Genomic DNA, 16,109 nt, shown 5'->3' on the forward strand with positions numbered 1-16,109 from the left:
GGATGTCGGTGAGAGGTCTGTGGCGCCGCAGTCGCGCTCAGCGCGCGGGCGCATTCATCAATTCTACGACCTCGCGCGCCGCATCGGCGACGTCGGCGTTCACGACGCGGTAATCGAACTCATCCTGGGCCGCCAACTCGACGCGCGCTGTGCGGAGGCGTCGCGCGCGTTCCTCCGTGTCCTCGGTGCCGCGTCCGATCAATCTGCTGACCAACTCGTCCCAGCTGGGTGGGAGAAGGAACACCAGCGTTGCGTCAGGTTGGGCCGCACGCACCTGCCGTGCGCCCTGCAGATCGATCTCGAGCAGCACCGCCTGACCGCGATCGAGCGCGGCACGGATCGGTGCACGCGGAGTGCCGTAGCGGTACGCGTTGTGGACCGTTGCCCACTCGAGAAGCTCGCCATCTGCGATGAGCCGATCGAACTCCGCATCGTCGACGAAGTAGTAATGCTCTCCGTCACGCTCCCCCGGACGGGCCGGGCGGGTCGTAGCCGAGATGGACAGGTGGATCTCGGGGTGGTGAGCGCGGATGTGCTGCGCCACGGTCCCTTTGCCGACCGCGGTGGGTCCCGCGAGCACCACCAGGGCCGACCGGTCAGCGCGTGGATGCGGCTCGGGCAGGCGCTCATCGAGAAACGCACGCAGAGCCTGCTGCTGCCTGCGGCCGAGGCCGCCGAGTCGCTTCACGGGCGAAATCTGCAGATGGTCGAGGATTCTGTCCCGCTTGCCGACGCCGATCGCAGGGATTGCGGTGAGGAATTCTGTGACACGCATCGCGCCCGCAGGTGAATCCGGGGCGGCAAGCGCGCGGCGGAGCAGCTCTTGCGGGCTGATCACGCGAGTTGCGACATCCTGTTTCAACGAGGCACGCTCCCGCCGGGCGGCGACGGCCCGACGGGATGCTGCGAGGCGGTCGACCGCGGGAGGGGCGGGGCGCTCAGTCATGGCTGGTTCGCGGGTACAGCGCTGCGCGCTCCTCGATACGCGAGGCCAGGCGGTCGGGGCCGACGGCGAGGATGCTTCTGCTCTCGGACGCGATGACATTGGCTGCCACGTAGCCGAAAAGACGCTGCAGATCGGCCGGCTGCGCGCCCTGCGCGCCGAAGCCGGGCGCCAGGATCGGTGTTCCGGCGAGGACGACGTCGGTGAGCCCGAATGCAGCGCGGTCGACGGTTGCGCCGACCACGAGTCCCGCCGAACCGAGCGCCCCGGGCAGACCGATGTTGAGGGAACCGATCTCGCGAGCTACCCGCGCCGCGACGCGCTCGTCATCGGGCCCCGAATCATCGCTGGTGAGTGCGGTCTGTATGGGCCTGCCTTCCGGATTGCTCGTCGCTGCGAGAACGAAGACGCCCTTCTCTCGGCGGATCGCCGTCGTGACCGTGGCGTAGAGCGAGTCGGGGCCGAGGTACGGGCTCAGTGTCACGGCATCAGCCTCGAGCGGAGAGCCGGGTTCGAGCCAGGCCGCGGCATAGCCGTCCATCGTGGTTCCGATGTCGCCGCGCTTGGCGTCTGCAATGACGATCAGCCCGGCCGCACGCGCGGCCGCCATGACGTCTTCAAGTGCCGCGAACCCGGCCGCGCCGTAGCGCTCGAAGAACGCAACCTGCGGCTTGACGATGCCGACCCGACCCGCGCACGCCTCCACCACGCGGAGTCCGAAGTGCCGCGCTCCCTCGGCGGTGGAATCCAGGCCCCAGGAATCGAGCAGACTCCCGTGAGGGTCGATACCCACGCACAACGGGCCAGACCGACCGAGCGTCTCCCACAGGCGCGAACCGAACGACCTCACGCGCGTTCTGCCCTCTCGCGTGCGTAGTCCTGCAGGCTCTTGACCTCAAAACCCTCACGGAGCACGGGGAATGCGCTGACTGCGGCGCCGAGGACTGCCATCGTCGTGAACAGGGCCTTGTCACCGGCCACAGCAGCGGCGCGGATCTCGTATCCGTCAGCTCGGGCCATCCCGCCGCTCGGGGTGTTCACGACGATGTCGATGCGGCCCTCATTGATGAGGTCGACGATATTGGTCTCACCCGAGGCTTGCGTCGCCGAGTATTTGTTGACGACCTCGACGGCGATCCCGTTGCGCGCAAGGATCTCGGCCGTGCCCTCCGTGGCCAGCAGCTCGAACCCGAGCTCCTGCAGCCGGTGAGCAGGGAGGATCACCGCTCGCTTGTCAGCATCCGATACCGAGATGAAGACTGTCCCTTCCAGCGGCAGCCCGCCGTATGCGGCGGCCTGACTCTTCGCGAAGGCCGTGGGGAAGTCGCGGTCGATACCCATGACTTCACCGGTCGAACGCATCTCAGGCCCAAGGACTGAATCGACGATCTGTCCGTCCTTGGTGCGGAACCGCTTGAAGGGCAGAACGGCTTCCTTCACGGCGACCGGGGCGTCCAAGGGAACGCGTGAGCCATCGGATGCGGGCAGCAGCCCTTCAGCGATGAGATCGGCGATCGTGGAGCCCGCCATGATGCGGCTGGCCGCCTTGGCAAGCGGAATTCCCAGTGCCTTGGACACGAACGGGACGGTGCGACTGGCCCGTGGGTTGGCCTCGATGACGTAGAGCACGCCCGCGCTGATCGCGAACTGAACGTTCAGGAGCCCTCGGACCCCAACGCCGGCCGCAATGGCGAGCGTCGCCTCGCGAACCCGATCGATCTCGGTGCGTCCGAGCGACACGGGCGGCAGCGTGCAGCTGGAGTCACCGGAGTGGATGCCGGCCTCCTCGAGGTGCTCCATCACGCCCCCGATGTAGAGCTGGTGGCCGTCGTAGAGCGCGTCGACGTCGATCTCGATTGCGTCGTCGAGGAAGCGGTCGACCAGGAGCGGCATTCCGGGGCCGATGATGGCTTGGTCGGCGACGCGCACGAAGTAGTCGCGCAGGCTCGCGGTGTCGTACACGATCTCCATGCCGCGTCCACCGAGCACGAAGCTCGGACGGACAAGCACCGGGTACCCGATGTCTTCGGCCACGGCAACGGCGCCCTCGGCGTCAACCGCGGTGCCATGGCGCGGCGCGACGAGTCCTGCGTCGGCGAGGATGCCGCTGAAGAGGCTCCGCTCCTCAGCGAGATCGATCGCCGTGGGGCTCGTGCCGAGGATCGTGTAACCGGCCGCTTCGATCCCCTTGGCAAGTCCCAACGGTGTCTGTCCGCCCAGCTGGCAGATGACGCCGAGGATCGTTCCCGAGCGCGCCTCGGCGTGCAGCACTTCGAGGACGTCTTCGAGCGTGAGGGGCTCGAAATAGAGCCGGTCAGAGGTGTCGTAGTCGGTGGACACGGTCTCGGGGTTGCAGTTGACCATGATCGTCTCGAACCCCGCGTCGCTCAAGGCGAACGAGGCGTGCACGCACGAGTAGTCGAACTCGACACCCTGACCGATGCGGTTCGGTCCCGATCCGATGATCACGACCTTGGTGCGCTCGGAGGGCATGACCTCTGTCTCGGCGTCATAGCTGGAGTAGTGGTACGGGGTCAGAGCGGGGAACTCACCAGCGCAGGTGTCCACGGTCTTGTACACGGGGCGGATGTCGAGGCCGTGTCGGATGCCGCGGGCTTCGGTCTCGGTGATCCCGCGCAGCTCGGCGATCTGCGCGTCGCTGAAACCGTGCTCCTTGGCGATGCGCAGCGTTTCGGCATCCAGCTCCCCCGCCGCGGCGATGAAGGCCGCGACCTCGTTGATGAGCACGATCTGGTCGAGGAACCACGGATCCATCGCGGTAGCCTCGAACGCTTGCTCGGCTGTCGCGCCCTTACGCAGGGCCTGTTGGAGGACGACGATCCGGCCGTCGGTCGGCGTGCGCGCGATCTCGAGCAACTCCTCGACGCTGCGCTCCTCGGGACCCCAGTGGAAGCTGGAGCCCCGCTTCTCGAGCGACCGCAGCGCCTTCTGCAGCGCCGTCGCGTAATTGCGGCCGATCGCCATCGCTTCGCCGACCGACTTCATGGTCGTGGTGAGCGTCGTGTCGGCGGCCGGGAACTTTTCGAAGTTGAAGCGCGGGACCTTCACGACGACGTAGTCGAGCGTGGGCTCGAAGCTTGCCGGTGTGACCTTGGTGATGTCGTTAGGGATCTCATCGAGTCGGTACCCGATGGCGAGCTTCGCGGCGATCTTCGCGATCGGGAAGCCGGTGGCCTTCGACGCCAGTGCCGAGGAGCGAGAGACGCGCGGGTTCATCTCGATCACGATGATGCGACCGTTCGTCGGGTCGACGGCGAACTGGATGTTGCAGCCGCCCGTGTCGACACCGACGGCGCGAATGATGTCGATGCCGATGTCGCGCATCTTCTGGTACTCGCGGTCGGTCAGCGTCAGCGCCGGCGCGACGGTGATCGAGTCGCCGGTGTGGACACCGACGGGGTCGACGTTCTCGATCGAGCACACCACGACCGTGTTGTCGGCGGTGTCGCGCATCAACTCGAGCTCGTACTCCTTCCACCCGAGGATCGACTCCTCGAGCAGCACTTCGTGCGTGGGCGAATCGTGCAGGCCGGCGCCCGCGATGCGGCGCAGGTCGGCCTCGGTGTAGGCGAAACCGGAACCGAGACCGCCCATCGTGAACGAGGGGCGCACGACGAGCGGATAGCCCAGTTCCTCGGCGCCGGCGAGAACCTCATCCATCGTGTGGCAGATGCGGCTCGCGGCGACATCCGCGCCCGCTTCGATGACCAGCTCCTTGAAGATCTGGCGGTCCTCACCTTTGCGGATCGCGTCCACCTTCGCCCCGATGAGCTCGACGTCGTACTTCTCGAGAATGCCGCGGTCGTGCAACGCCATCGCGGCGTTCAGAGCCGTCTGACCACCGAGCGTCGGCAGGATCGCGTCGGGCTTCTCCTTCGCGATGATCGTCTCGATGACCTCGGGCGTGATCGGTTCGATGTACGTCGCGTCGGCGAAGTCGGGGTCGGTCATGATCGTGGCAGGGTTCGAGTTGACCAGGATCACCCGGACACCTTCGGCGCGCAGCACGCGGCAGGCTTGGGTTCCGGAGTAGTCGAACTCACAAGCCTGGCCGATGACGATCGGACCGGAGCCGATGACCAGGACGGAGCGGATGTCGTCGCGCTTAGGCATTCGCTTCTTTCGTGCTGAGGTTCGCGCGAACGAGGTCGGCGAACCGGTCGAACAGGTAGTTGGCATCGTGCGGGCCGGCGGCAGCTTCGGGGTGGTACTGCACCGAGAACGCCGGGATGTCGAGGGCGCGAAGCCCTTCGACGACGCGATCGTTGAGACCGATATGGCTCACCTCGATGCGACCGTAGCCCTGGGGACTGTCGAAGGGCTCATCGAGGGGGGCATCGACCGCGAAGCCGTGATTGTGGGCGGTGATCTCGACGCGGCCGGTCTGCTTGTCGAGGACCGGCTGGTTGATGCCCCGGTGGCCGAACGGCAGCTTGTACGTCTCCAGTCCGAGGGCGCGGCCGAGCAGCTGATTTCCGAAGCAGATGCCGAAGAACGGAACTCGATCATCGAGGACGGATCGCAGGAGCGACACGTGATCGGCTGAGGCCGACGGGTCACCCGGACCATTCGAGTAGAAGACGCCGACCGGGTCGAGCGCCCGGATGTCGTCGATCGTCGCATCCTGCGGCAACACGTGAACGTCGAACCCGCGCGCTGCGAGGTTGTCGATCGTGGCTTTCTTGATACCGAGGTCGATGACAGCGAGCGACCCGAGCCGCTCTGCGGTTGCGGCAGTCACCTCGGGTGCGCTCACCGATACGGATGCCGACAAGTTCTGACCGGCCATCAACGGCGCGTCGCGGACCAGGCGCAGGTGCTCCTCGGCATCGAGGGCTGCAGCATCCCCCGAGAACACACCGCCCCGCATCGACCCCGCCGAACGGATGTGACGGGTCACGGCGCGGGTATCGATCCCGCTGATTCCAACGATGCCGTCGCGCTCAAGCGCCTCGTCGAGGGATTCGTCAGCACGCCAGTTCGACACCACACGTGAGGGGTCGCGCACGATGTAGCCGGCGACCCAGATCCGGCGTGACTCAGGGTCTTCGTCGTTCATCCCCGTGTTGCCGATGTGAGGAGCTGTCTGCAGCACGATCTGGCCCGCGTACGACGGATCGGTGAGGGTCTCCTGGTAGCCGGTCATGCCGGTTGCGAAGACGACCTCGCCGAGGGTCATTCCCCGTGCGCCATAGGCGTGGCCGCGGAATCGAGTGCCGTCCTCGAGGACGAGCACGGCGGGATCGGTGGTGAACAAGCTCATTCGGAATCTCCGGTTGCGGTGGAGGGGTCAGGTGCAGTGGCCAGGGGCGCGAGAACGTCGGCCAGGTGCCGGGCCGAAGTCTCCCGAGGGCGCAGATACGTGTCGACGACCACACCCGTGTCGGCGAGCCAGCTCAGACGGACGAGGCCGTCCTTCTCGACGACACGATCGATCGTGAGGGTTGCCTGGGTTACGGCGCTGATCCGGTCGGCCCCGATGGTGATGCGCGGCTGGTTGGTCAGGTCCAGCGCGACAGCGGAATCCGTCACGGTGATAGTCGCCGGTGATCGATAGCCGAGGCCCGGCGCCGCGATCCGTTCGAGCGGAGCGTCATGGACCGTGGTCGCGACGTAGAGCGCGTCGATCGTCTCGCGGAGTACGTCGGCATCGTTCAACTCGGCTGGCTGGATGAGGGGCGTCCGATCACGGCGGGCACGACGCACCCAGCCCCAGGCGGCGAGCCCCAGCAGCACGACGGCCACGGCGACCATCACCAGGACAGCGGCCTCACGGGTCATGACAGGGCTCCTGGCGTCTCGAGAAGCGCCCCGTCCGCGACAGTCACGGTGCCGCGATTGATCGTCCACCGGATTTCTCCGGGTAGTTCTTCCCCGAGGTAGGGCGAGTTTCGGCTACGTCCTCGAAGGTCATCGACCGAGAACGTGCGGGTCGGAGCCGGGTCGTAGAGCGTGAACGACGCCGGGTTACCAGCGGCCACGGGGGTTCCGTGCCCGCTGAGGCTCCCGATCCGCGCCGGCGCTGCCGCCATCGTGCGCGCCACATCGCTCCAGGTCATGCGACCGGTCTCCACCATGGTGCTGTGCACGATGCGGAGCGCGCTCTCAAGGCCGACCATTCCGTGAGATGCAGCCTGCCACTCGCACGCCTTGGTCTCGCTCGGATGCGGCGCATGGTCGGTGGCAACGATGTCGATCGTGCCGTCGGCGAGACCCTCCCGCACGGCTTCGACGTCTTCGGTGGTGCGAAGCGGCGGGTTGACCTTGAATCGGGCGTCATACCCGCGGACCCGGTCCTCGGTGAGCAGCAGGTGGTGGGGCGTCACCTCGGCAGTCACGTCGATTCCGCGCTTCTTGGCCCAGCGGATGATGTCGACCGACCCCGCCGTCGAGAGGTGACAGACGTGCAGGCGCGACCCGACGTGCTCTGCGAGCAGCACATCACGCGCGATGATGGCCTCCTCGGCGACAGCTGGCCATCCCGCGAGGCCGAGCTCGGCCGACACGACACCCTCGTTCATCTGCGCCCCTTCGGTGAGCCGCGGATCCTGTGCGTGCTGAGCGATCACGCCACCGAAAGCCTTCACGTACTCGAGGGCGCGGCGCATGATGACGGGGTCCCAGACGCAGAACCCGTCGTCGCTGAACACACGGACCCGGGCCCGGGAGGCCGCCATTGCCCCGAGCTCGGCGAGACGCTCGCCCTTCTGCCCTACGGTGACAGCACCGATGGGCTGCAGGGTCACGTAGCCAGCGGCCGATCCGAGGGCGAGTTCCTGCTCTACCACGCCGGCGGTGTCGGCCACCGGTGAGGTGTTCGGCATCGTGAAGACGGTGGTGAATCCGCCAGCGGCTGCCGCCCGGGAGCCGGTCAGGATCGTCTCGGATGCCTCGAACCCGGGCTCGCGGAAATGGACGTGCAGGTCGACGAGCCCAGGAAGCGCGATGAGCCCTGACGCGTCGATGACGCGAGCTCCGGGCTTGTCGAGCCCGGCGCCTGTCTCCACGATCATTCCGTTGTGAACGATCAGATCCGTGCGGGTGCCGTCCGTGAGTTCAGCGCCGCGGATCAGGAGGACCTCGGTCATGCTCGTTCCTCCCCTGTCGATGTCGTCGCTGTCGTTGTCGTCGAACCCGCCAGCAGCAGGTAGAGCACCGCCATCCTGACCGACACGCCGTTGGCTACCTGTTCCAAGACTGTCGATTGCGCCGAATCGGCAGCTTCGGCGGAGATCTCGAGCCCTCGATTCATGGGGCCCGGGTGCATCACAATGCTATCGGCGCCGAGGGCTGCGAGCCGCCGTGCGTCGAAACCCCAGCGCCGCGCGTACTCCCGCTCACTGGGGAAATATGCGGCGTTCATGCGCTCCAACTGGATGCGCAGCAGCATCAGCACGTCGGGTGCGGCGGCGATCGCTTCGTCGAGGTCGTAGGTGACGTGAGCGGGCCAGGCCGAAACATCCTGGGGCACAAGCGTCGGAGGGGCGACGAGTGTGACGTGCGCCCCCAGCGTGTGCAGCAGCCACATATTCGAGCGCGCCACACGGGAGTGAAGCACATCGCCGACGATCGCGACCCGAGTGCCGGCGAGATCCCGTCCGCGGCTGTCTTCGCCGTACAGACGCTTGCGCATCGTGAAGGCATCGAGCAGGGCCTGGGTGGGATGCTCGTGGGTTCCGTCGCCCGCGTTCACGACGCCCGCACTGATCCAGCCGCTCGTGGCAAGGGTGTGTGGCGCGCCGGATGCTCCGTGGCGGATGACGACGGCATCCGCGCCCATCGCCTGCAGCGTCTGCGCGGTGTCTTGCAGGGACTCGCCCTTCGAGACCGACGAGCCCTTTGCGGCGAAGTTGATGACATCAGCGGAAAGGCGCTTGGCTGCTGCCTCGAAGGAAATGCGTGTGCGAGTCGAGTCCTCGAAGAACAGGTTGACGACGGTCTTGCCGCGCAGGGTCGGAAGCTTCTTGATCTCCCGGCGCTGCGTGTCTGACATATCCTCCGCGGTGTCCAGGATCCGCAGTGCGTCGGCCCGGCTCAGGGTTGCGGTGTCGAGCAGGTTCCTCATGATCGGATGCTCACCTCGTCTTCGCCGTCGATCTCGCGCAGGCGCACGGCGACGTGCTCGGAGCGGGAGCTGGGCAGGTTCTTTCCCACGAAGTCGGGCCGGATAGGCAGCTCCCGGTGTCCGCGGTCGACGAGGATCGCGAGGCGCACGGCGGCAGGCCTGCCGATGTCTTGCAGGGCATCCAGGGATGCGCGGATACTGCGCCCTGAGAAGAGCACGTCGTCGACCAGCACAACGGTTTTGCCGTCGATGCCCGAGTCTGGGATTCGTGTGGGATGGGGCGTCCGCGTCGGATTGCGGTGCAGGTCGTCGCGGTACATCGTGACGTCGAGCGAGCCGACGGGCACCGATTGACCGGTGAAGCCGCTGATGAGCGAAGCGATGCGCTCTGCCAACGGGACGCCGCGGGTCGGGATACCGAGGAGGACGAGCTCGCCAGCGCCGCGATTGGATTCGATGATCTCGTGAGAGATTCTCGTCAGAGCGCGTGAGATGTCGGCATCCTGCATGACTGCGCGGGTGCTCATCGTCGCTCCCTTCTCCGCCTCACGGGACGGTGTTAAAGGTTGCTGTGTTTCGAGCCTACCGGAAGCGCTCGTCAGGAAGTGGCAGGCGCGTCAGCCGTCTCGGTCATTCGTTGCGACCGGATGGGATGCCCCGTCGTCGTCAGACACTTGCCGCTGCCAAGGTCCCATTTCCAGTCGTGCAGGGAGCAGGTCAGCACGCCATCTTCGATCTTGCCGGTCTTTGTGAGGTCGGCCCGCAGATGCGGGCAGCGGCGCTGCACGACCCAGTCCTCGAGTTGGACATCCTCGGTCTGGTCCGACTGCTCGGCATACCAGTTCTCCACGTACTCGATACGGTCACGGGAGAGACACTTGAGGAATGTGGTGAGGAACTCGTTGAACTTTCCGCTGCGCCCCACCGAGAACTGCATCGACAGGAAAATCGAGTTCGACCAGTCGATCTCGTGATCGCGGATGTTCGTGGACACCAGGTCGGCGGGGATCGTGTACCAGTAGATGCACTCCTCCCCCGCGTACTCGCGCACCTTTGCCTTCGGGAAGTCGACGACCATATCCAGGTCGCCGATGCGGAACCGCACGTTGCCGCCCACACCGTCCCGGATGATGCGTGCGCGCCGCAGGAGCGGCTCCCACCACTCTTTGATCGCCGCAAGCATCTCCGCCGGCGGGAGCACCGCCGCACGCCGCGACTCCTCGGCGCGGACCTCGTCCTGCCGACTGTCGCGCTGCTCGGCGAGGTAGGTCCACTTGTCGTGGAAGATGCGGTCGATCTCGGCATCCGTGTACAGCGTCTGCGTGATCGTCACGTCGGAGCCGGCGATGTCGACCTGCGTTCCGGGAACGAACAGGTGACCGGACTTGTCGGGTCGCTCTGCTCGCAGGTGCTCGAGGAACTCCGCCTGGTCGGTGAAGATCGAGTCGTTCTCGAGGCCCGTGCCGTTGTAGCGGAAGAGCTCCTCACGCAGGAACATCGGGGGCCCCGCCATGGGGAACACGTGCGCGGCGTCCACCTTGTCGATGTAGTACATCGCGCGCTTGTTCTGAGCCTCGCGCTTGAGTTGCGCGAAGTGCTGCTTCGAGTCCTGCGGGAGGTCGTAGACCATGGGCCACCAGATCGCACCGGAGACCTGCGTGAAATAGGCGTCCGGCCGCCCGAACGAGAGCAGCTTCTCGAGGTCCAGCGGATGCGAATCGTTCTGGTTCAGGATGCTGGCGGTGCCGTCATCCACCGACAGGGACGAATCGCCGATCGGACCGTCGGAGGGGGCCCGCAGCGGCGTGATCATGAGCGTCATCGCGCCGAACGTGAGCGGAACACCGGCCTCCGTGCGGATGATGTTCGTGTAGCCGAGGTCGATCAGGTCGCGCTCAAGGTCGTCGGTCGGATATTCCGGCAAGAGCACGGGGATGTCGCGACGGACGTAGCGGTGAAGCATCCGGGGGTCGAAGTGATCGCGATGCCGGTGCGAGATGTAGAGGAAGTCGGCGGCGCCGAAGCGCTCCCAGTCCAAGCCCCGGTTGTCGGGGAACGGGAACCATGACCCGAAGAACGACGGCCCGATGACCGGGTCGCACAGGATCGAACCTCCCGCGGTCTCGATGAACATGCCAGCATGTCCGAGTCCGGTGATGCGCATGGACGCTCCTCTCCCGAGACGAGTGTAGGCGGCACCTCCGCGGCGGCCGCGGGTTCACGCCGTGCAATTGCGGCGCGGTCAGTCGGTCTTTTCCGCGGAAGCTTCGCCCCCGCGCGCTACCCGGCCGAGCACACCGTGCACGAAGGCTCCGGAGTCGTCGGTCGAGAATTCCTTCGCGAGCTCGACAGCCTCGTCGATCGCGACAGCGGCGGGGACGCCGTCGTTGTACACGATCTCCCAGGTGCCGATCCTCAGCAGCGCGCGGTCCACGGCGGGCATCCGGGCGAGCGTCCAGCCCTTCGATGCGGCCGTGATCGCGTCGTCAATCGCAGCTGCGTTGTCGATCACGCCGTCCACGATCTCGCGGGCGTACAGCCACGACGCTTCCCGCGCGGGCTCGGAGGCGGCACGGCGGGCCTCCGCGGCGAGGGTCAGTGCGACATCCTCTCCACGGACGTCTGCCTGAAAGAGAATGTCGAGCGCGCGTTTGCGCGCTTTCGTGCGTGCGCTCACGCGTCAGTTGACCCGGCCGAGGTATTCACCCGTGCGGGTGTCGACCTTGACCTTGGTGCCGGTCTCGAGGAACAGCGGCACCTGGATCTCGTAGCCGGTCTCGACGGTGGCGGGCTTCGTGCCCGCCGACGAGCGGTCGCCCTGGAGGCCCGGCTCGGTGTATGTGATCTCGAGCACGACGGATGCCGGCAGCTCGATGTATAGCGGGTTGCCGTTGTTGAGCGCGATCTGCACCTGCTGGTTCTCCAGCAGGAAGTTCGCGGCGTCGCCGACGGTCGCGGCGCCGACCGTGATCTGGTCGTAGTCGGCGACGTCCATGAACACGAAGCCGTCACCGTCGTTGTAGAGGTAGGTGAAGTCGCGGCGGTCGACGTTCTCGGTCTCGACCTTGGCGCCCGCGTTGAACGTCTTGTCGACAACCTTGCCGGTCATCACGTTCTTCAGCTTGGTGCGCACGAATGCGCCGCCCTTGCCGGGCTTGACGTGCTGGAACTCCACGACGCTCCAGAGCTGTCCGTCGATGTTGAGGACGACGCCGTTCTTGATGTCTGCGGTGGATGCCATGAGTGTTCAGTTCCGTTCTGGGGGTTCCGAGGGGCAGCTGAACTCGTCGAGGCAGGCCCGACGCATCATTCTACGGGATCAGGGGCGGCAAACACGGGCGGGCCACCGCCGCCCACACGGGAGGAAGTCGTGTGCGGCCGGGCGACGTGCCCGGCCGCACATTTGCCGCGATGGCTTCACGCGTACTTGTAGAAGCCCTCGCCCGTGGCAATGCCGAGTTTGCCCTGATCGATGTAGGTCTCCTTCAGCCAGGTAGCGAGCTTCTCGTCGCCCGTCGAGCTGTGCGTCAGAATGTTGTACGGCGTGGTGAGTCCGATCACATCGAGAATCTGCAGCGGGCCCAAGGGGGCGCCGGTCGCGATCCGCCAGGTCTTGTCGATGTCCTCGACCGACGCGTACCCGCCGGCGGCGAGGCCCATACCGGCGTTCAGCAGGGGGACGAGAAGACTGTTCAGAACGTAGCCGGCCTTTTCCTTGTGGATCGCGATCGGCACCATGCCGATTTCCGTCGCGAACTCCTGCACGGTGGCAAAAACCGCGGGATCGGTATGCGTGGTGCCCATCACCTCGGCTGTATTGAACTTCCACACTCGGTTCGCGAAGTGCAGCGCGAGGAAGCGATCCGGCCGCCCGGTGAATTCGACCATGTCAGAAGGCAGCAACGTCGACGAGTTCGTTGCGAAGATCGTCTTCTCCGGGGCGAGCTCGCCGAGCTTGATGTACACGTCACGCTTGAGGTCAAGCACCTCGGGAACGGCCTCGATCACGAGGTCGGCCTGGGCGGCCACGCTCAGGTCGGTGGTGAGTGTCAGGCGCATCAGCGCGAGGTCGGCTTTGCCGTCTTCGGCAGCGCCGGGGACCTCGGCCCGGTAGGTCGCGGCGAGGCGGGCGAAGCGTTCTCGCGCCGCGGCCAGCGCGTCGTCGCTGATGTCATACGCCGTAACGGCGAATCCGCTGTACGCGGTCTGGAACGCGATCTGCGAACCGAGAACGCCTGTGCCGAGGACGGCGACAGTGGTGATGTCGGTCATGATTCCTTCTCTCCAGCGGGGATCGCCCGCTTGGCCGTGCGCGACATGTCGGCCGCGCGGATGGTGCGCCGGTCCCAACCGGCGACGATCTGTTCGATCTGTACCTGCAGCTGTGCGGCAGAGAGGTCGCCGCCGGTGCTCGCGCGCACCAGAACGACGTGCGCGCAGGCGAACACTGCGCGTGCCGCGCTGTGCGCGTCATCGCGAGGGTGCTCCCCCGCGAGCAGTCGCGCGATTCCCTCCTCCAGGTGCGCAACGATGGCGAGCCCCTCCGCACGATGCGGGTCTGCGGCCTCGCCGAAGATGAGCTCGCGCTGATAGGCCGCGGTATCGGCGGGGCGAGCGGCGGCGGCGGCGAGCGTCGGTGCCAGCGCCGTCCAGATTGCAGCCGTCGGGGGTGAGACGAACGCGGCCTCGGCGAGGCCGCGTTCGACGCAGGCTCTGAAGTCGGCGTTGAACACCATCAGGAGCAGTTCTGCCTTGGTTGCGGCGTAGCGGAACACCGTGCCTGCGGCGACATCAGCGTGTTCTGCGACTTGCTGCGTGGTCACTGCGGCGTAACCGTGCTGCGCGAACAGCGTGCGTGCAGCGGTGAAGATGCGCGCACGCTTCTGCAGCTTGCTGCGCTCTCGGCGGCTCTGTTCCGCAGTCATATCTGAGTACCCTCATAAATGAGTCTACTCAGTTTTCAGGTCCGTCAGCCGTCTGCGACACCAGCGATGATGTCGATCAGCAGGCCGGTCGCCCGCGCGTAGCCGGCGACCCCTTCGCCGATCACATGGACTGCGGCCACGTCGGCGACGTACGAGTGATGACGGAATTCCTCGCGCTCGTACACGTTCGAGATGTGAACCTCGGCCACAGGCAGTGCGACAGCCGCGAGTGCATCCCGTAACACGACTGACGTGTGCGTGAGGCCCCCCGGGTTGATCACGATGCCGGCGCACGTCGTGCGCGCCTGGTGGATAGCATCCAGGAGCACGCCCTCGTGGTTGCTCTGCACCGCCGTCACGGCGAAGCCACGCTGTGCTGCGGCAGCCGTTGTCATCCGCTCGACGTCCGCGAGCGTCTCACGACCGTAGACCTCGGGCTCGCGAGTGCCGAGCAGGTTGAGGTTCGGTCCGTTCACAAGCAGCAGGCGGCGGGCGGTCACGTGTGCACGTTATCAGTGCGCCCGGCTCACCCCGCCACTTCTTGGTATGCAGCGAACAGGAGCGACTCGTCGGGGGCCTGCAGAACCGTAGGGCGGGCGATGTCGTCAAGGACGATGAAGCGCAGCATGCTTCCCCGCGTCTTCTTGTCTCGTTGCATCGTCGACAGCAGCTGCTGCCATGCCCCGGCTCGGTAGGTGGTCGGCAGGCCCAGGGTGGTCAGGATGTCGCGGTGACGCTGGGCGGCGTCATCCGAGAGTCGTCCGGCCAGTCGCGAGAGTTCGGCGGCGAACACCATGCCGATGGAGATCGCCGCGCCGTGGCGCCACTGATACCGCTCGGTGTGCTCGATGGCGTGCCCGAGGGTGTGGCCGTAGTTGAGGACTTCGCGAAGCCCTGCCTCACGCAGGTCTTCGGAGACGACGCGGGCCTTCATCCCGATCGCTAACTCGATGCACCGCCGGAACGCGTCGGATGCCGGGTTCGTCGCGGCGTCGGGATCCCTCTCGATGAGCTCCAGGATCTCCGGATGCCAGATGAAGCCCGCCTTCACGACCTCGGCGAACCCAGCAACAGTCTCGTTGCGTGACAGGGTCTCGAGGAGGTCGAGGTCGCAAACGACGGAAGCCGGCGGCCAGAATGCGCCCACGAGGTTCTTTCCCTCGGCGGTGTTGATGCCCGTCTTTCCGCCCACTGCCGCATCGACCATGCCGAGGACCGTCGTTGGCACCTGCACCACCGAGACGCCGCGCAGCCAGGTTGCGGCGACAAATCCGGCCAGGTCTGTCACCGCTCCCCCGCCGAAGCCGACGACGGCGTCAGTACGAGTGAAGTTCGCCTGGCCCATGACCTGCCAACAGAATGCGGCGACTTCGACGCGCTTGCCGGCCTCGGCGTCGGGCACTTCGGCTAGAAGCACCTGTCGGTCGCCCTGTAGGCGTCCGCGCAGCTCTTCAGCCTGCGCTGACAGGGTCGGCGGGTGCACGATGAGCACACGCTGAGCAGCAGTCGGGAGTGCCGCACCAACGGTGTCCAGGATGCCGCGACCGATCGTGATGTCATACGGGCTGTCGCCGGTAACGGCGATCGTCGTCGGAGCGGTCATGACTCTTCTTTCCCGGTGGCGAGTGGATCGGAGGACTCGGTGCGGTGGCGCGCCCACGACACGATCTCGTCCACGACGTGCTGGAGGGGACCGGTCGACGTGTCGATCGTGATGTCGGCGACACTTTCATAGAGGGGACGACGCTCCTGCCAGATGCGTCGCCACCGCTCTAGCGGGTCCTCGCCGGACAGAAGCGGGCGCGCCGTTCCCTGAATCCGCCCTGCCACGACGCGGGGGTCGACCGTGAGCATGACGACATCGCACGTCGCGAGGTCTGCACGAGTGTCGGCATCCAGCACGGCTCCGCCGCCGAGCGACACGACGGCGCCGCCGCGCCCGAGGGCGTCCTGGATCGCCGCACGTTCCCAGGAGCGGAAGGTTGACTCGCCCTGGATCTCGAAGATCTGCTCGATCGGCCCGTGCTCGCGCTGAACCACGGCATCCGTGTCGATGAACGTCACGCCCAGTGCTTTGGCAACGCGACGTCCGATGCTCGTCTTTCCCGCCCCCATGGGGCCGACCAGAACGAGCGGACTAGCGGGGGCCATCGCT

At 66.4% G+C, this 16,109-nt stretch carries 16 protein-coding genes; all 16 read right to left on the minus strand.

Going from position 1 to position 16,109, the window contains the following annotated elements; genetic code table 11:
- Window positions 1-37: 37 nt before the first annotated feature.
- A complete protein-coding gene (gmk, locus tag Q1V87_RS11470) occupies window positions 38-946 on the minus strand; it encodes a guanylate kinase (protein WP_300592832.1) in 909 nt (302 codons plus the stop codon).
- Window positions 939-1,793, minus strand: coding sequence for an orotidine-5'-phosphate decarboxylase (pyrF, locus tag Q1V87_RS11475; RefSeq protein ID WP_292710380.1), 855 nt, complete (start codon window positions 1,791-1,793; stop codon window positions 939-941). The genes gmk and pyrF overlap by 8 nt, the downstream gene beginning before the upstream one ends.
- Window positions 1,790-5,077 carry a carbamoyl-phosphate synthase large subunit gene (gene carB, locus Q1V87_RS11480; RefSeq protein ID WP_300592835.1) on the minus strand — a complete coding sequence of 1,096 codons (3,288 nt, stop codon included), beginning with the start codon at window positions 5,075-5,077 and terminating at the stop codon, window positions 1,790-1,792. The genes pyrF and carB overlap by 4 nt, the downstream gene beginning before the upstream one ends.
- Window positions 5,070-6,227 (minus strand): glutamine-hydrolyzing carbamoyl-phosphate synthase small subunit, encoded by a 1,158-nt coding sequence (gene carA / locus Q1V87_RS11485; protein WP_300592838.1) that lies wholly within the window; start codon window positions 6,225-6,227, stop codon window positions 5,070-5,072. Before carA ends, carB begins: the two co-directional genes overlap by 8 nt.
- Window positions 6,224-6,745, minus strand: coding sequence for a hypothetical protein (locus tag Q1V87_RS11490; RefSeq protein WP_300592841.1), 522 nt, complete (start codon window positions 6,743-6,745; stop codon window positions 6,224-6,226). Before Q1V87_RS11490 ends, carA begins: the two co-directional genes overlap by 4 nt.
- A complete protein-coding gene (locus Q1V87_RS11495) occupies window positions 6,742-8,052 on the minus strand; it encodes a dihydroorotase (protein ID WP_300592844.1) in 1,311 nt (436 codons plus the stop codon). The genes Q1V87_RS11490 and Q1V87_RS11495 overlap by 4 nt, the downstream gene beginning before the upstream one ends.
- Window positions 8,049-9,029 (minus strand): aspartate carbamoyltransferase catalytic subunit, encoded by a 981-nt coding sequence (locus Q1V87_RS11500; RefSeq protein ID WP_300592847.1) that lies wholly within the window; start codon window positions 9,027-9,029, stop codon window positions 8,049-8,051. The genes Q1V87_RS11495 and Q1V87_RS11500 overlap by 4 nt, the downstream gene beginning before the upstream one ends.
- Window positions 9,026-9,556 carry a bifunctional pyr operon transcriptional regulator/uracil phosphoribosyltransferase PyrR gene (pyrR, locus tag Q1V87_RS11505; protein WP_300592850.1) on the minus strand — a complete coding sequence of 177 codons (531 nt, stop codon included), beginning with the start codon at window positions 9,554-9,556 and terminating at the stop codon, window positions 9,026-9,028. The genes Q1V87_RS11500 and pyrR overlap by 4 nt, the downstream gene beginning before the upstream one ends.
- A 71-nt stretch (window positions 9,557-9,627) precedes the next feature.
- A complete protein-coding gene (locus Q1V87_RS11510; protein ID WP_300592853.1) occupies window positions 9,628-11,193 on the minus strand; it encodes a Rieske 2Fe-2S domain-containing protein in 1,566 nt (521 codons plus the stop codon).
- Between the two features lie 78 nt (window positions 11,194-11,271).
- Window positions 11,272-11,706, minus strand: coding sequence for a transcription antitermination factor NusB (gene nusB / locus Q1V87_RS11515; protein ID WP_300592856.1), 435 nt, complete (start codon window positions 11,704-11,706; stop codon window positions 11,272-11,274).
- A gap of 3 nt (window positions 11,707-11,709) precedes the next feature.
- Complete coding sequence (gene efp, locus Q1V87_RS11520; protein WP_300592859.1) at window positions 11,710-12,270, minus strand: elongation factor P; 561 nt, start codon at window positions 12,268-12,270, stop codon at window positions 11,710-11,712.
- A gap of 176 nt (window positions 12,271-12,446) precedes the next feature.
- Window positions 12,447-13,301 (minus strand): 3-hydroxyacyl-CoA dehydrogenase, encoded by an 855-nt coding sequence (locus Q1V87_RS11525; protein ID WP_300592862.1) that lies wholly within the window; start codon window positions 13,299-13,301, stop codon window positions 12,447-12,449.
- Window positions 13,298-13,954, minus strand: coding sequence for a TetR/AcrR family transcriptional regulator (locus Q1V87_RS11530; RefSeq protein WP_300592865.1), 657 nt, complete (start codon window positions 13,952-13,954; stop codon window positions 13,298-13,300). The genes Q1V87_RS11525 and Q1V87_RS11530 overlap by 4 nt, the downstream gene beginning before the upstream one ends.
- Window positions 13,955-13,998: 44 nt before the next feature.
- Entirely contained in the window at window positions 13,999-14,454 is a 456-nt protein-coding gene (gene aroQ, locus Q1V87_RS11535; RefSeq protein ID WP_300592868.1) for a type II 3-dehydroquinate dehydratase, read from the minus strand.
- 26 nt (window positions 14,455-14,480) lie between these two features.
- Complete coding sequence (aroB, locus tag Q1V87_RS11540; protein ID WP_300592871.1) at window positions 14,481-15,557, minus strand: 3-dehydroquinate synthase; 1,077 nt, start codon at window positions 15,555-15,557, stop codon at window positions 14,481-14,483.
- Window positions 15,554-16,105 (minus strand): shikimate kinase, encoded by a 552-nt coding sequence (locus Q1V87_RS11545; RefSeq protein WP_300592875.1) that lies wholly within the window; start codon window positions 16,103-16,105, stop codon window positions 15,554-15,556. Before Q1V87_RS11545 ends, aroB begins: the two co-directional genes overlap by 4 nt.
- Between the last annotated feature and the right edge of the window lie 4 nt (window positions 16,106-16,109).

The sequence above is a fragment of the Microbacterium sp. genome (genome assembly GCF_030149085.1).
Lineage (GTDB): Bacteria > Actinomycetota > Actinomycetes > Actinomycetales > Microbacteriaceae > Microbacterium.

Coding starts and splice junctions, on each gene's coding strand:
- Q1V87_RS11545 (WP_300592875.1), bottom strand. CDS start 16,105: ATGGCCCCCGCTAGTCCGCTCGTTCTGGTCGGCCCCATGGGGGCGGGA.
- aroB (WP_300592871.1), bottom strand. CDS start 15,557: ATGACCGCTCCGACGACGATCGCCGTTACCGGCGACAGCCCGTATGAC.
- Q1V87_RS11510 (WP_300592853.1), bottom strand. CDS start 11,193: ATGCGCATCACCGGACTCGGACATGCTGGCATGTTCATCGAGACCGCG.
- Q1V87_RS11490 (WP_300592841.1), bottom strand. CDS start 6,745: ATGACCCGTGAGGCCGCTGTCCTGGTGATGGTCGCCGTGGCCGTCGTG.
- pyrR (WP_300592850.1), bottom strand. CDS start 9,556: ATGAGCACCCGCGCAGTCATGCAGGATGCCGACATCTCACGCGCTCTG.
- carB (WP_300592835.1), bottom strand. CDS start 5,077: ATGCCTAAGCGCGACGACATCCGCTCCGTCCTGGTCATCGGCTCCGGT.
- Q1V87_RS11525 (WP_300592862.1), bottom strand. CDS start 13,301: ATGACCGACATCACCACTGTCGCCGTCCTCGGCACAGGCGTTCTCGGT.
- carA (WP_300592838.1), bottom strand. CDS start 6,227: ATGAGCTTGTTCACCACCGATCCCGCCGTGCTCGTCCTCGAGGACGGC.
- efp (WP_300592859.1), bottom strand. CDS start 12,270: ATGGCATCCACCGCAGACATCAAGAACGGCGTCGTCCTCAACATCGAC.
- Q1V87_RS11500 (WP_300592847.1), bottom strand. CDS start 9,029: ATGAGGAACCTGCTCGACACCGCAACCCTGAGCCGGGCCGACGCACTG.
- Q1V87_RS11495 (WP_300592844.1), bottom strand. CDS start 8,052: ATGACCGAGGTCCTCCTGATCCGCGGCGCTGAACTCACGGACGGCACC.
- gmk (WP_300592832.1), bottom strand. CDS start 946: ATGACTGAGCGCCCCGCCCCTCCCGCGGTCGACCGCCTCGCAGCATCC.
- Q1V87_RS11530 (WP_300592865.1), bottom strand. CDS start 13,954: ATGACTGCGGAACAGAGCCGCCGAGAGCGCAGCAAGCTGCAGAAGCGT.